11 protein-coding genes are annotated in these 14,052 nt (G+C 68.4%); 5 read left to right on the forward strand and 6 right to left on the reverse strand.

Going from position 1 to position 14,052, the window contains the following annotated elements; translation table 11 throughout:
• Window positions 1-49: 49 nt before the first annotated feature.
• Window positions 50-1,603: an acetolactate synthase large subunit gene (locus AJAP_RS05485; RefSeq protein ID WP_038508753.1), complete on the reverse strand. Its 1,554-nt coding sequence runs from the start codon at window positions 1,601-1,603 to the stop codon at window positions 50-52.
• Between the two features lie 12 nt (window positions 1,604-1,615).
• A complete protein-coding gene (locus tag AJAP_RS05490) occupies window positions 1,616-2,998 on the reverse strand; it encodes an FAD-binding oxidoreductase (RefSeq protein ID WP_038508755.1) in 1,383 nt (460 codons plus the stop codon).
• A 188-nt stretch (window positions 2,999-3,186) separates the two neighbouring features.
• On the opposite strand from AJAP_RS05490, the gene AJAP_RS05495 reads away from it, so the two are divergent.
• Window positions 3,187-3,978 (forward strand): Calx-beta domain-containing protein, encoded by a 792-nt coding sequence (locus AJAP_RS05495; RefSeq protein WP_038508757.1) that lies wholly within the window; start codon window positions 3,187-3,189, stop codon window positions 3,976-3,978.
• Here AJAP_RS05495 and AJAP_RS05500 read toward each other — a convergent pair.
• Entirely contained in the window at window positions 3,962-6,949 is a 2,988-nt protein-coding gene (locus tag AJAP_RS05500) for an AfsR/SARP family transcriptional regulator (RefSeq protein ID WP_228694863.1), read from the reverse strand. The genes AJAP_RS05495 and AJAP_RS05500 overlap by 17 nt on opposite strands.
• Before the next feature lie 149 nt (window positions 6,950-7,098).
• Between AJAP_RS05500 and AJAP_RS05505 the strand changes: the two genes are divergently transcribed.
• The gene (locus AJAP_RS05505; protein ID WP_038508761.1) at window positions 7,099-8,082 is read left to right on the forward strand and encodes a hypothetical protein; all 984 of its coding nucleotides are present in this window, start codon (window positions 7,099-7,101) and stop codon (window positions 8,080-8,082) included.
• Between the two features lie 60 nt (window positions 8,083-8,142).
• Here AJAP_RS05505 and AJAP_RS05510 read toward each other — a convergent pair whose 3' ends face one another.
• Window positions 8,143-8,640, reverse strand: coding sequence for a DUF3830 family protein (locus AJAP_RS05510; RefSeq protein WP_038508763.1), 498 nt, complete (start codon window positions 8,638-8,640; stop codon window positions 8,143-8,145).
• Window positions 8,640-9,890 (reverse strand): aspartate aminotransferase family protein, encoded by a 1,251-nt coding sequence (locus AJAP_RS05515; protein ID WP_038508766.1) that lies wholly within the window; start codon window positions 9,888-9,890, stop codon window positions 8,640-8,642. The genes AJAP_RS05510 and AJAP_RS05515 overlap by 1 nt, the downstream gene beginning before the upstream one ends.
• Before the next feature lie 88 nt (window positions 9,891-9,978).
• On the opposite strand from AJAP_RS05515, the gene AJAP_RS05520 reads away from it, so the two are divergent.
• The 3 genes from AJAP_RS05520 to AJAP_RS05530 all read left to right on the forward strand — a co-directional run bounded on the left by AJAP_RS05520 (window position 9,979) and on the right by AJAP_RS05530 (window position 13,355).
• Complete coding sequence (locus AJAP_RS05520; protein WP_038508768.1) at window positions 9,979-11,442, forward strand: NAD-dependent succinate-semialdehyde dehydrogenase; 1,464 nt, start codon at window positions 9,979-9,981, stop codon at window positions 11,440-11,442.
• Entirely contained in the window at window positions 11,439-12,500 is a 1,062-nt protein-coding gene (locus AJAP_RS05525) for a tartrate dehydrogenase (protein ID WP_038508770.1), read from the forward strand. The genes AJAP_RS05520 and AJAP_RS05525 overlap by 4 nt, the downstream gene beginning before the upstream one ends.
• 378 nt (window positions 12,501-12,878) lie before the next feature.
• Complete coding sequence (locus AJAP_RS05530) at window positions 12,879-13,355, forward strand: DUF4262 domain-containing protein (RefSeq protein WP_038508772.1); 477 nt, start codon at window positions 12,879-12,881, stop codon at window positions 13,353-13,355.
• Window positions 13,356-13,359: 4 nt separating this feature from the next.
• Here AJAP_RS05530 and AJAP_RS05535 read toward each other — a convergent pair whose 3' ends face one another.
• Window positions 13,360-14,052 (reverse strand): GntR family transcriptional regulator, encoded by a 693-nt coding sequence (locus tag AJAP_RS05535; RefSeq protein WP_038508774.1) that lies wholly within the window; start codon window positions 14,050-14,052, stop codon window positions 13,360-13,362.

A 14,052-nucleotide genomic window follows, 5' to 3' on the forward strand; every position in this document is an offset into this window, starting at 1 on the left:
GCCTTGCGTTGCGATGAAGTCCCTTCACCGCAACGCAAGGGCACTCCGCTCAGAACAGCGTCGGGACGATCGCGTCGATCAGGTGCGGGCCCGGCTCGGCGAGCGCGCGCTGGAACTGCTCGGCCAGCTCCTCGGCGGTCGTCGCCCTGGTCGCCGGGACACCCATGCCTTCGGCGATCTTGACGAAGTCCATGTCCGGCCGGGAAAGGTCGAGCAGTTCGTTCGCCTTGGGGCCGTTGGCGTCCGCGCCGACACGCTGCAGCTCCAGCCGCAGGATCGCGTACGCGCGGTTGTTCAGCAGGACCGTGGTGACGTTGAGGTTCTCTCGTGCTTGCGTCCACAGCGCCGAAATCGTGTACAGCGCGCTGCCGTCGGACTGCAGGTTGATCACCGGCCGGTCCGGTGCGGCGACGGCGGCCCCGGTCGCGACGGGCATGCCGTAGCCGATCGCGCCGCCGGTCAAGGTCAGCACATCGTGCCGGGGCGCACCCGCGGTCGCGGCGGGCAGCAACAGCCCGGACGTGTTCGCTTCGTCGGCGATGATCGCGCGTTCCGGCAGCAGCGCGCCGATCACCTCGACCCAGTTCTGCGGGGTCAGCGGCCCGGACGGCAACGCGGGCCGGGCGGCCTCCTGCAGTACCGGCTCGGTCTCGGCCGCGACCAGTTCCGCCACGTCGGCCAGAGCTCGCGGCACGTCCTGCGCTACTTCGGCCAGCACGTGGACCTGCGCGCCTTCGGGCACCAGGTTGCTCGCCTTGCCGGGATAGGCGAAGAACGAGACAGGAGCCTTCGTGCCGGCGACGATCACGTGTTTGATCCCGTCGAGCTGGTACGCGACCTGCTCGGCGAGGTAGCCCAGCCGCTCGATCGTCGGCAGGCCCTCGCCGCGTTCGAGCCGGGCGGGGAAGGTCTCGACGAACGTCTTGACGCCGGTCGCGGCCGCGATCCGGCTGGTCGCGCGCAGCCCGGCCTCGCGGCAGCCGCTGCCGCCGACGAGCAGGGCGACCGGTTCGCCACTGGTCAGCACTTCGGCGATGTTCTTCACCGTCGTCGCGTCGACGACCTGCGGAATCCGAGGCGGGATGGGCGCGCACGCTTCGCCGCCCTCGCCCCAGGACGCGTCGGCGGGGAGGATCAGCGTCGCCACCTGCCCGGGGGCGTCCTGCGACGCCGCGACCGCCGCCGCGGCGTCGGCACCGACGTCCTTCGTGTGCTCCGAACGGCGGACCCAGCCGTCGAGCGAACCGGCGACGGCCTCGATATCCGATTCGAGCGGGGCGTCGTACTGCTTGTGGTAGGTCGCGTGATCGCCGATCACGTTGACGATCGGGGTGTGGGCCCGACGCGCGTTGTGCAGGTTCGCCAGCCCGTTCCCGAGTCCGGGGCCGAGGTGCAGCAGCGTCGCGGCCGGCTTGTCGGCGATGCGCGCGTACCCGTCAGCGGCGCCGGTGACGACGCCTTCGAACAGGCCGAGCACGCCGCGCATCTCGGGCACGGAGTCGAGCGCGGCCACGAAGTGCATCTCCGAGGTGCCCGGATTCGAGAAGCACACGTCGACGCCCGCGTCGACGAGGGTGCGGATCAGGGACTGGGCGCCGTTCATCTCACTCACTTTTCATGCCCTCTCAGCGAAAAGAACGCCGGGGTTGAGGATCCCGGCCGGGTCGAAGCTTTCCTTGATCCGGCGCATCAGCGCGATCTTCGCCGGGTCCTCCAGGTCGAGGAAGTAGCCGGCCTTGGCCCTCCCGAGGCCGTGTTCGCCGGAGATCGCGCCGCCGAGTTCCATGCCCAGCGCGAAGATGTCGGTCAGCAGCTGCTTCCGCTTGTCCGTGTCTTTGCAGAAGATGGCGAGGTGGACGTTGCCGTCGCCGGCGTGTCCGCAGCCGAGCGCGCCCGCCTCGCGCGACATCGCCATTTCCCTCGCCTTGCGCAGGAATTCGGGCATGGCGGACCTCGGGACCACCACGTCGATGACGTCGTCGGCACCGGCCGCCTTGGCCGTCCAGAACGCCTTTTCGCGTGCCTCGATGAGCTTGCGTGCCGAAGGGCCTTCGAGCACGTACACGTCCATCGCGCCGAGGTCTCCCAGCAGCCCGCCGAGCTCCTCGACGTCCGAGTGCAGCCGGTCGCTGTCGCGGTTTTCCAGCGCCACCACCAGATAGGCCTGCGCGGTGTCCCGGATGGAGTCGGGCACGCCGAGGCTGAGTTTCTCGTTGTAGCTGATCGCGGCGAGCGTCAGATTGTCGATGTACTCGAGGATGTGCGGCGCGAGCCCGCTGGAGATGATCTTCGGGACGACGGTCATCACCTCGTCGAAGGTCTCGAACGGGGCGAACACCGTGGCACCGTGCGGCAGGCGCGGGTACAGCTTCACGATGACCTCGGTGGCGATCGCGAGGGTGCCTTCGGAGCCGATGATCAGCTGGGTCAGGTCGTAACCCGTCGACACCTTCGAGGTCTTGCCGCCGGTCCGGATGATCTCGCCGGTCGGCAGCACGGCCTGTAGGCCCACGACGTTGTGGCGGGTGACGCCGTATTTGACCGCGCGCATGCCGCCCGCGTTCGTGCCGACGTTGCCACCGACACTCGCGCTCAGTTCCCCGGGATAGACGGTGTAGCCGAGTCCGGCCTCCGTGGTCTTTTCGTCCAAATCGGACAGTGTGACGCCGGGCTGGACGACGGCGACGTGGTTTTCGGTGTCGATCTCCAACACGGCGTTCATGCGTTCGAAGGAGATCACCAGGCCGTCCTCGCGAGGCCGCGCACCACCCGACAGGCCGGTGCCCGACCCGCGCGCGGTGACCGGCACGCCGTGTTCACTGGCCGCCTTCAGCAGCTCCGCGACCTCTTCGGCGCTTCCCGGTTTCGCCAGGTGGGCGGGCCTCTGCGCCGAGGTGGTCAAAGCCTCGTCGTGTGCGTAGTCCTCGGGGATCGCCTCGCCTGACAGCAAGTTCGCGTCCCCGACGATCTCGGCGAACCGTGCCGCAACATCGCCCATCGACTGCCCTTCCTCACGCTTCTTTGCCTGGTTACCGAAGCGTAGTACGTCGTGGGCGGGGATGGCCATGAATCATTTTCATGTTTGCTTCCGCCGGTCACAACCTCACGACAACCTCACTCGGATACCCATGTCGCAGCGGGCCGCGGCGGCCCGCCGGAAGGGGTGGACGCTCGATGGGATCAAGGATGAGGCGGATCGCGGCGCTGGGGGCGTCGTTCGCGATCGCGTTCGGGCTCGCGGTACCGGCGGCCGAAGGCGCGGGAACGGGCTGCACCACGCCCGTGGTGAACGTCAGCGGCGTCAGCCAGGCCGAGGGGACAAGCGCCGGGTACACCACCCTTCTCTTCACCGTTTCACTCGCCGACGGCGGTTGCGCACCGCAGGGCTCGGTCGAATACCGGACGATCGAGGGCAACGGTTCGCCGGTCGACCCGGCGTTCGTCGCGAAGGAGAGCGTCGATTATCTGCCGCGTGCGGGCACGCTGACCTGGGCCGGGCGGGCGGACACGCAGACGGTCGCGGTCAAGGTCCGCGCCGATTCCTTCGTCGAGAACGACGAGTTGTTCTCACTGCGCCTGTACGGCGAGAAAGGCGTGCGGATCGGGCACAGCGTCGGCGTGGCTTGGGTGGCCGACGACGACAAGGCCAAGACCGTGCCGCTGGCCACCACGCAGGAAGGCGAGATCTGCTGGTCGCTCCCGCCGAACTTCGCGCAGGCCACCAGCTGCAAGGTGCCGCTCGTGCTCTCCCGGCCGTGGCTCGCGGGACCGCTCACGATCCGCTACCGCACCGAAGGCTCCGCTCACGAGCCGGTGAAGGACGGTGTCGTCACCTTCGAGCGCGGTGAGACCAGGGGATACGCCGAACTCACGGTCCTGCCCGGGCAAACGGGGAAGGCGCGGGTCGAGTTCTTCGAGCCGTCGCAGGGCAGGCTCGTGTACGCGACCTCCACCGTGGTGATCAGCCCCGCCGGGTGACGAGGTCGGCGTCGGCCGTCGCGTTCGCCCGCCGGTACAGCTCGATCGCTCGAGCCCAGTGGGCGGCCGCGGCGGCCGTGTCGCCGCACCGTGTCTCCAGGTCGCCGAGGTCGCGGTGCAGGTGAGCCTCCTCGTACGGATCCGGGACACCCGCCCGGACCGCGACTCCGCGCTCGAGGCTTTCCCTCGCCGACGCCAGATCGCCGAGCCCCAGGTGGGCGCGGCCGAGCCGGTCGAGGGCGGCTGCCTCGCTGTGCCGGTTCCCGACGTCCCGGCTGATCAGCAGCGCCTGGTCGAAGTCGTCCCGGGCGGCCCGGAAATCCTTGCGGGCGAGGTGGACCTGGCCGGCGTGCAGCAGCGACTCCCACTCCTGCCAGCGGTCGCCGATCGCCCTGGACGCGGCCAGCGCCTTGCCGAGGTGGTCGAGCGCGACATCGTGATCGCCGAGTTCTTCGTAGGCCTCGCCGAGGGTGTCCAGGGTGGCCGCTTCCAGCCGGGCGTTGCCGAGTTCGCGGAACGTCTCCAGCGCGGCCGTCAGCGGGCTGAGACCGTCCATCGGCTGGCCGCGGCGAATGTAGGCGTGGCCGAGGTTGCGCTGGGACAGGGCGCGGCCGAGCCGGTTGCCCGCCGAGGTGCACCGCTCGACCGCGAGCCGGTACGCGGTGATCGCCTCGTCGAACCGGCGAAGCGCGGCGTAGGCGTTCGCGGTGTTGTTGTAGATGTGTCCTTCGCCTTCGAGATCGCCGGCCGCACGGGCGGCCTTCAACGCGCGGGCGTTGGTTTCGAGCGCGTCCGTCAGCCTGCGGGTCATGAAGTAGGCAGCGCCGAGCGCACGCAGCATTTCCGCTTCCGCCAACGGATCGTCGAGCTCGGCGGCCGCCGCGGCTCCCTCGCGGCAGAGCCCGATCCGCTCGTTCCAGCCGCCCGTGGTGTCGTAGAAACTGGTGAGCAGGTAGGTGAGCTGCCAAGCGGCGGTGTTGCGGCCGTGTTCGCGTGCGAACCGCACCACAGGCAGCAGGTTCGGGCGCTCGGCCCCCAGGAACGCCAGCGCCGCACGTCTTTCCGCCGGAAACGGCCTTCCGGGTGCCGGGTGTCGCAAGGCCGGGACGACCAGATCGCGGTTCGGGTCGATGATCCGGTTCGCCTCGGCGGCGACGTGCAGATACCAGTCGATCAGCCGATCCGCGGCCTCGGCGCGGCTCGACGTCGTTTCGTCGGTGCGGACGCACGCGACGGCGAACTCACGGATCAGGTCGTGGAGGCGATAGCGATCCGGGCCCGCCGGGGTGATCAGGTGCGCTGCGGAGAGTTCGGCGGCCGCGGCCCGGCCCGCTTCGGCGGGCACCCCGCACAGCGCGCCGCCGAGTGCAGCGCTGAAAGACGTCCCCGGGATCAGCCCGGACAGCCGGAACAGGCGGGCCGGAGCATGCTCCAGCGGCAGGTACGCACTCGCGAGGACGGTTTTGACCGTCCGGGAATCCCCTTGCACCGCAAGGGTTTCCAATCGTCCGACACCGGTCAGCTCATGGGTGAGTTCCGCGATCGGACGGCTCGGCTCACCGGTCAGGCGCGCGGCGGCGATCCGCAACGCCAACGGCATCCCGTCACACAGCCTGGCCAGCCGCGCGGCCTGCGCGGGCTCGCGGGCGACCCGGTCCGCGCCCAGCACCCGGGTGAGCAGCGTCATCGATTCCGGATCGGCCAGCGCGTCGAGCGCGAACACCCGGACGGCGTGCCTGCTGCCGAGCGCCGCCAGTGTCTGCCTGCTGGTGACGATCAGCATCGCCTTCGCCGTACCGGGGACGAGGGGAAGGATCTGGTCGACGCCGCCCGCGTTGTCGGCGACGATCACGCAACGCCTGCCGTGCAGCAGCGAGCGGTAGAGCGCCGCGCGTTCGGCCGTCGCGTCGGGCAGCCGGTCGTCGGGGAGGCCGAGACCCCGCGACAGATGCGCGAGCGCGTCGCCCGGCGACAGCGCCTCGTTCGGGTCGTGCCCCGCGAGATCGAGGAAGAGCTGGCCATCGGGGAAGCGATCCGCGATGCGATGCGCCCACTGCACGGCGAGCGCGGACTTCCCCATTCCCGCCGCCCCGGAGATCACCACGACCGGCGGCTCGGCTTCGTCGAGCAGTTCGTCGAGTGAAGCGAGCTCCTGCTGCCGCCCGGTGAAATGTCCGACACGGGCGGGGAGTTGGGCGGGCGCGGTACCCCGTGCGGGTGCGTCGAGTTCGGGCGCGCGGCGCAGGATCGACGTGTGCAGTTCGACGAGTTCCGGTCCGGGATCGACACCGAACTCGTCCGCCAGCCCTCTGCGCACGGCCTGGAACGTCTCCAACGCCTCGGCATGTCTGCCGCAGCGATGCAGGGCGAGCATGTGCAGCGCGGCGAGCCGTTCGCGGTACGGGTGTTCGGCGCGGAGCCGTGGAAGTTCCCGGAGGACCTCTTCGTGTTCGCCGAGCCTGAGCTCGGCGTCCCAAAGTTCTTCCCAGGCGGACAGCCGTAGTTCCTGGAGCCGTTCGACCTCGCGCAGGCCCCAGCCGTCGAGTTCGGCGTCCGCGAAAGCCTCACCGCGCCAGAGCCGCAACGCCTCGCGCAACGCCGTCACCGCCTGACCGGGATTACTCCGCTTGGCGGCACGAAGTTCTTCTTCGAAGCGAAGAGCGTCGACAGAGGACGGTGCGACCGTCAGGACGTACCCGGGTTTGCGCGTCTGCAGGACCAGCGGGAACCCGCAGTCCTCCAGTGCCTGCCGGATCCGTGCGACATGGCTGTGCAGGGTTTTCACCGCGGTGCGCGGCGGATCTTCGCCCCAGAGCACGTCGACCAACCGGGGGATCGGGACGACCGAACCCGCGTGCAGGGCGAGAACGCCGAGCACGGCTCGCTGGCGGGCGCCGTGCAACTCCGCCCGCCCGGTGGGGCCGATCGCTTCGACCGGGCCCAGCACCCGTAGTTCCCCTGGCCCGGGCACCCTGCTCCCTCCGGCATGTGACCTCGGTGAGCGTATCCGGGCGAAGACTCACCGAAATCGGCCAATTAGGGCACACGATCTCGACAACCCCGCCACAACCGGTCTGACCGACGGTCAACGGGTCGAACGTTTCGCCCTAGGAGGGGAACATGATCAGCAGGAATCCGCGGCGCAGGCGAGCACTGCTCGCTTCGGCCATCTTGGCCGCCGCGACGCTGTTCGCGGGGGTCGCGCCGGCGGTGCAGGCCGCACCGGGGGACCGGAGCGACGTCTTCATCCGCGACAACACGTCCGATGTCGGGTTCGAACCCTCGACCGGTTCGCTCTACTCCAGCCCCGACATCCGGGTGTGCAAGGGAATAACCCCCTGCCTCACCGACCAGCCGGTCCACCAGGGGGAACAGGTCTACATCCATGTCACGTTGAACAATCCCGGCCCGTACGGGGACGGGCTCGAGAAGGGAACGCTGCAGGTCTACTACACGAAACAGGGCACCGTGGCCCAATGGGCGAGCCAGTGGACCTACATCGGTTCGAAGACCGGCGTGTCCGTACCGTATGGCACCAAGACGGTCGTCATCCCGTGGACGGTCCCGTTCGGCTCGCACTTCTGCCTGCTGGCTCGGTGGCTTTCGCCGACCGATCTGCCGACCGAAGGTTTGAGCACGTCCACCAACGCACGCAAGAACAACAACATCGGCTGGCACAACGTGAACGTCCTGCCGTTCAAGATCAAGATCCCCGAGTACCGGCCGATCGTGTTCGGCTGGGACGGCCCCGATCCCACCGCGGTCGGCGACATCGTCTTCACGCAGCCGGGTAGGCCGTTCACCGGCCCGGGACGGATCACCATCGACCTCGGACCCGACCTCGCCGCACGCTGGCGGGCAGCCGGCGCGAAGGGTGAGGGTGTCGAACGGATCGGCGAGACCGAGCTGGCCATCGTCGATCCGCAGCGAGCCCGGATCAGTGGCCTGACGTTCAAGTCGGGGGAGCAGGTGGGCGCCAGACTGAGTTTCACCGCGGGAGCCGAAGCGGCCGGCGGGCAATACACCGTCAACGTGACTCAGGTCGACCAGCGCGGCGAAGAGGTCGGTGGCGTCGAGTACCGGCTCTCCGAATTGAAGCAGTAAGCCAGGGTGGGGTGCCGGCCCGTGGGCGGTGAGGGTGGAAACCCGCACCGCCCACGGGTTTCACGCGCGGGCGAACGAAAGCGTCTCGCCCTCGACACCGCGCAGCCACAGATCCTGCGCGGCTTCCGCCATCTCGGCCAGACCCTCTTCGATCGTCGCGAACACGTTGCCGGGCACCCAGCCCGCGTCGCCGTTGATCAGCAGGTTGTTGCGGCCGTAGAAGATCGCGAGATCCGTCGCACCCTGATCGCTGTGCGCCTCACTGTCCTCGTCGTAGCCGTACGCCGGGTTGCCGATCTCCCAAGCCTCGAACCCGAAGTACACGACATCCCCCGGAATCGGGGTCACCGTGGGGTTTTCGCGGCCCGGCTTCGGTTCGGCGAAGGGCGGCACGAGGGTGTAGACCTCGTTGCGCGCGTACTTCGCGTGGTAGGCCGAACCGCTCTGCGGCAACGCGTCCCACACCGCGCGGCAGGTCCGCGGGGCTTCGGCGTCGAGCAGCCGGGCGCGGCAGGAAACCCCGCGCTTGTCCAGGGTGATCGTGATGTAGCGGGCCATCACTCGACCCCCGCCACAACGTCGCCCCAGATCCGCAGCGCCTCGTCGACCTGTTCCGAGTCGACGATCAGCGGCGGCACCATCCGCACGACGTTCATGTACGCCCCGCAGGTCAGCAGGAGCAACCCGTTGGAGGACGCTGCCTTCTGGGCCGCCTGAGCCTTCGCCGTGTCCGGCTCGCCGTCCGGTGTGGTGAATTCGGAACCGACCAGCAGCCCCAGCCCGCGCACGTCACCGATCGACGGCGACTTGTCCGCGATCACCCGCACACCTTCCAGGAGCTGGCGTCCTCGTTCGGCGGCGTTCTCGACCAGACCTTCGCGCTGGATCACTTCGAGCGTGGCGATCGCCGCGGCGCAGGCCACCGCGTTACCGCCGTAAGTGCCGCCCTGGGAACCGGGGAGCGCCTTCGCCATCAGCTCCTCCGACGCGGCGATGCCCGAGATCGGGAAGCCGCTCGCGAGCCCCTTCGCGATGAGCACGATGTCCGGGCGTACCCCGAAGTGCTCGTGTCCCCAGAACCGGCCCGTCCGGCCGAAACCGGTCTGGATCTCGTCCATCACCAGCAGGATCCCGTGCTTGTCGGCGCGCTCCCGTAGTCCGGCGAGGAACGCGGGGTTCGCCGGGACGTACCCGCCCTCGCCGAGCACCGGCTCGATGAAGAACGCGGCCGTTTCGTTCGGCGCGCAGACCGTCGCGAACAGGTAGTCGAGCTCGCGCAGGGCGAACTTCGTCGCCGTCTCCTCGTCCCAGCCGTAGTGGAAGGCGTACGGGAAGGGTGCGACGTGCACCCCGGACATGAGCGGCGAGATCCCGGCGCTGAACCGGGTACCCGACGTCGTCATCGTCGCCGCCGCGACCGTCCGGCCGTGGAACCCGCCCTGGAAGACGATGACGTTGGGCCGCTTGGTCGCCTGCCGCGACAGCCGGAGCGCCGCTTCGACCGCCTCGCTGCCCGAGTTCGCGTAGAAGAGTGAATCCAGGCCCTCCGGCAGGACGCCGCCCAGCTTCTCGGTCAGCTCCAGCATCGGCTTGTGCATGACCGTCGTGTACTGCCCGTGGATGAGTTTGCCGATCTGCTCCTGCGCCGCGCTCACCACGTGCGGGTGGCAGTGGCCGGTGCTGGTCACGCCGATACCGGCGGTGAAATCCAGGTGACGTTTGCCATCGGTGTCGTAGAGGTAAACCCCTTCACCGTGGTCGACCACGACCGGCGTTGCCTGCTTGAGCAGCGGTGATAGCTGGGCCATGGGCTGCGCTCCTAGGTCGGCTGAGCTGTTGTCGATTGTTGACAATATCCATAGCATGGCGTTCGGGACAACATGGAGGAGCGTTGGGATGAGCTCGATCAGTGAGGCCGGCGTGGTCACGTCGGTCGACAAGGAACTGTTCATCGGCGGCAAGTGGGTGCCCGCCGCCGACGGGAAGACCTTCCCCGTTCTCGACCCCTCGACAGGCGAAGCCCTGTGCGAGGTGGCCGACGCGTCACCGGCGGACGGTGTCAGCGCACTCGACGCGGCCGTGGCCGCGCAGGCCGACTGGGCGAACGTCGCCCCGCGTGAACGCGGTGAGATCCTGCGCCGCGCCTACGAACTGCTGATCAAGCGCGCCGACGAACTCGCGCTGCTGATGACCCTCGAGATGGGCAAGCCGCTCGCGGAGTCGAAGGGCGAGATCACCTACGCGGCCGAGTTCTTCCGCTGGTTCGCGGAGGAAGCCGTCCGGATCGACGGTGGCTACGCCGTCGCTCCCAACGGGACAGGCCGGTTCCTCGTGACCAAACAGCCGGTCGGCCCGTGTCTGCTGATCACGCCGTGGAACTTCCCCATGGCGATGGGCACCCGCAAGATCGGGCCCGCGGTGGCGGCAGGCTGCACGATGGTCATCAAACCCGCTGCTCAGACCCCCCTTTCGATGTTGGCCCTCGCGGCCATCCTCGCCGAAGCGGGATTGCCGGAAGGCGTGCTGAACGTGCTGACGACGTCGGACTCCGGCGGCGTGATGGAGCCGTTGATCCGGGACGGTCGCGCCCGCAAGCTGTCCTTCACCGGCTCGACCGGCGTCGGCCGGAAGCTGCTGGAACAGTGCGCGGACAAGGTGCTCCGCACCTCGATGGAACTCGGCGGCAACGCCCCCTTCCTCGTCTTCGAAGACGCCGACCTCGACGCGGCGGTCGAAGGTGCGATGACCGCGAAGATGCGCAACATCGGTGAAGCCTGCACGGCCGCGAACCGCTTCTACGTCCAGCGGGGCATCGTCGACGAGTTCTCCCGGCGCCTCACCGAGCGCATGGAGGCCTTGCCCATGGGGCGCGGCACCGAGGAGGGTGTCGTGGTCGGCCCCCTCATCGACGAAGCCGCCGTCGAGAAGGTCAGCGGCCTGGTCGCCGACGCCACCGAGCGAGGCGCGCGCGTCCTCACCGGTGGATCCACTGTGGACGGTCCGGGCAACTTCTATCAGGCCACGGTGCTCACCGACGTGCCCAAGGACGCCAGGCTCGCGTCGGAAGAGATCTTCGGGCCGGTCGCCCCGATCACCCCGTTCGACAGCGAGGACGAGGCCATCGCGGCGGCGAACGACACCGAATTCGGTCTCGTGTCCTATGTGTACACCTCCGATCTCAAGCGGGCATTGCGGGTTTCGGAACGGCTGGAGGCCGGCATGATCGGCCTCAACCAAGGGCTGGTTTCGAATCCGGCGGCGCCGTTCGGCGGGATCAAGCAATCCGGCCTCGGCCGCGAGGGCGGCACCGTCGGCATCGACGAGTTCCTCGAGACCAAGTACATCGCGGTGGCTCTGTGACTTCTTCGTATCGGATCGCGAGCATCCCCGGCGACGGGATCGGTGTCGACGTGACGGTCGAGGCCCGCAAGGTCCTCGACCGCGCGGCGGCGTCGCACGGTTTCTCCTTGTCGTGGCAGGAGTTCGACTGGAGTTGTGAGCGGTACACCAAGACCGGCTCGATGATGCCGGACGACGGTATCGAGCGACTCTCCCGGTTCGACGGGATCTTTCTCGGTGCCGTCGGCTTTCCCGGCGTCCCGGATCATGTTTCCCTGTGGGGCCTCCTCATTCCGGTTCGGCGCGCGTTCGGTCAGTACGTCAATCTCCGGCCGGTCCGGCTGCTGCCGGGGACGACGTCGGCACTGGCCGGCCGGAGCGCCGACGAACTGGAGATGGTGATCGTCCGGGAGAACTCCGAGGGCGAGTACTCGGAGATCGGGGGCAGGCACAACCGCGGTCTCGGCAACGAGTTCGTCTTACAGGAATCCGTGTTCACGCGGGTGGGGGTGGAGCGGATCATCCGCTACGCCTTCGAGTTGGCGAAGACGCGGACGGGCCGGGTCTGCTCGGCGACCAAGTCCAACGGGCTCATTCACTCGATGCCGTTCTGGGACGAGATCTTCGCCGAGATCTCTTCGGAGTATCCGGACGTGCACGCCGAACAATGTCATGTCGACGCGCTCGCCGCGCGGATGGTGCAGGCGCCGGACCGGCTCGACGTCGTGGTCGCTTCCAATCTGTTCGGCGACATCCTGAGCGACCTGGCGGCGGCCGTGACGGGCGGGCTCGGGATGGCGCCTTCGGGCAATATCAATCCGACCGGTGAGCTCCCTTCCATGTTCGAGGCGGTACACGGCAGCGCTCCCGACATCGCCGGACAGGGCATCGCGAATCCGGTGGCGCAGATCCTGGCGGGGGCGATGCTGCTCGAACATCTCGGGGAAACCGTTGCGGCACAAGATGTACGCGCCGCGGTGGAAAAGGTTCTCGAGGAGGGGACCGTGCAGACGCCCGACCTCGGCGGGAAGTCCACCACCGCCGAACTCGGATCCGCGGTGGTCGCCGCTCTATCTTGAACCATCCGCCCGGTGACGTGTCAAGTCCTGGATGTCATGAATGGTCCATTCATGGTTTCAGGTAGTACGTGAAGGCCCCCTTCACTGCGTTAGGCGCAATGAAGGGGGCCTTCACGGTCCGGTTCGCGCGGGAGGTTGCGAAAGCCACTTTCCCAACCTTCAGCGTTGCGAAAGTGGCTTTCGCAACACGTCACCTTCCTTCTCGGCAAACCTGCAGATTTTCTCACGACGAAAAAACGTTGCCACGAAAGGGAATCTCGGCGCGAAGTCCGGTATGAAAGTCCGTTCGTCGCACGTGCGCCGATCCGGGGCGCGAGTTTTTGTCGGTGCCCCGGTGCACAGTGTCGATCATCGGATTCGACGACTGGAGGAGTGCCGATGTGCTGGCATTGCGACAACCCCGGGAAGACCCGCGCCGACTACCTCACCGAGGAGGTCCGTCCGCTGATCCGGAAGTACGGCTGGATGGTGCAGACGGTCGAGCGCGGAATCGTGCAACCAGGTTTCGCGTACACGGTCGGGCTCACCGACGCCGGGCTTCCGGAACTGGTCGTCACCGGCCTGAGAGAACGAAGATCCGGTCAGCTGCTGAACTATTTCGCCCAGCAGGTGGTCCGGTCGGGGCCGCCGGAGCCGGGCGAGGTGCTGCCCGCGGAGGTGGGATGGCCGTCATTGGAGGTCGTCCCGCTCAGTTCGCCGTCGGCGCATCTGCTCACCGCCGTCCTGCTGTACGGCGAGAACTTCCGCGCCCTGCAACTGGTCTACGAGGACGAGCACGGAAATTGGCCGTGGGACAGGGAGTTCCGTGGCGGGACCGGTGGGCAGCCGGTGCTGGGGGCGCGGGGCCGTGGCTGAATCCCTAGGGCACCGCGGGAGCTTCGCCCTCCCGCAGGCTGGTTCCCGGTGCCAGTCGCTGGACGGCGTCCTCCATATGGGCTTCCAGCAGCGAAAGCGCGGTCTCTTCGTCGCCCGCCCGCAGGGCCTCGATGATCCTGGTGTGCTCGGTGACCCGTTCTTCGACCTGCTGGTAGGTGCCCTGCAGAGCGGTGAGGCACATCCGCGTCTCGATCAGCAGCGTCCGTGCCATGCGCACGAGCCGTTTGCTACCGGAGGCGGCGATCAGCGCCTCGTGGAACCGGAGATCCGCCCAGGAGAGCGCGGTCGGGTCGTCGTCGTCCGCGGCGGCGGCCATGGCGCGCACGGCCTCTTCGAGTTCGGTGGCGACCCGTTCCCGGTCCCCGCGCAAGGCGCGCAGCATCGCGGCGCGTTCGATGGCCGAGCGCGCCGAGTAGATGTCGTAGACGTCGCCGGGTTCGAGGTCGATCACGAACAGCCCGCGGTGGCGTTCACTGCGCAGGAGCCCTTCGGAGACGAGGTGCTGCATCGCCTCGCGCAGCGGTCCCCGCGAAACCTGGAACCGGGAGGCCAGGTCCGTTTCACCGAGCTGGGTGCCGGGAGGGAGGGCGCCGGTCATGATCGCGTCCCGCAGCTGGCGCGCGATGATCCCGGCGGTCGACTCCCGGCTGACCGGCTCGATTTCCGGCAAGGACAT

It is taken from the genome of Amycolatopsis japonica, assembly GCF_000732925.1.
Lineage (GTDB): Bacteria > Actinomycetota > Actinomycetes > Mycobacteriales > Pseudonocardiaceae > Amycolatopsis > Amycolatopsis japonica.

Coding starts and splice junctions, on each gene's coding strand:
- AJAP_RS05485 (WP_038508753.1), bottom strand. CDS start 1,603: ATGAACGGCGCCCAGTCCCTGATCCGCACCCTCGTCGACGCGGGCGTC.
- AJAP_RS05530 (WP_038508772.1), top strand. CDS start 12,879: ATGTGCTGGCATTGCGACAACCCCGGGAAGACCCGCGCCGACTACCTC.
- AJAP_RS05490 (WP_038508755.1), bottom strand. CDS start 2,998: ATGGGCGATGTTGCGGCACGGTTCGCCGAGATCGTCGGGGACGCGAAC.
- AJAP_RS05535 (WP_038508774.1), bottom strand. CDS start 14,052: ATGTCCTTGCCGGAAATCGAGCCGGTCAGCCGGGAGTCGACCGCCGGG.
- AJAP_RS05520 (WP_038508768.1), top strand. CDS start 9,979: ATGAGCTCGATCAGTGAGGCCGGCGTGGTCACGTCGGTCGACAAGGAA.
- AJAP_RS05515 (WP_038508766.1), bottom strand. CDS start 9,890: ATGGCCCAGCTATCACCGCTGCTCAAGCAGGCAACGCCGGTCGTGGTC.
- AJAP_RS05495 (WP_038508757.1), top strand. CDS start 3,187: ATGAGGCGGATCGCGGCGCTGGGGGCGTCGTTCGCGATCGCGTTCGGG.
- AJAP_RS05510 (WP_038508763.1), bottom strand. CDS start 8,640: ATGGCCCGCTACATCACGATCACCCTGGACAAGCGCGGGGTTTCCTGC.
- AJAP_RS05505 (WP_038508761.1), top strand. CDS start 7,099: ATGATCAGCAGGAATCCGCGGCGCAGGCGAGCACTGCTCGCTTCGGCC.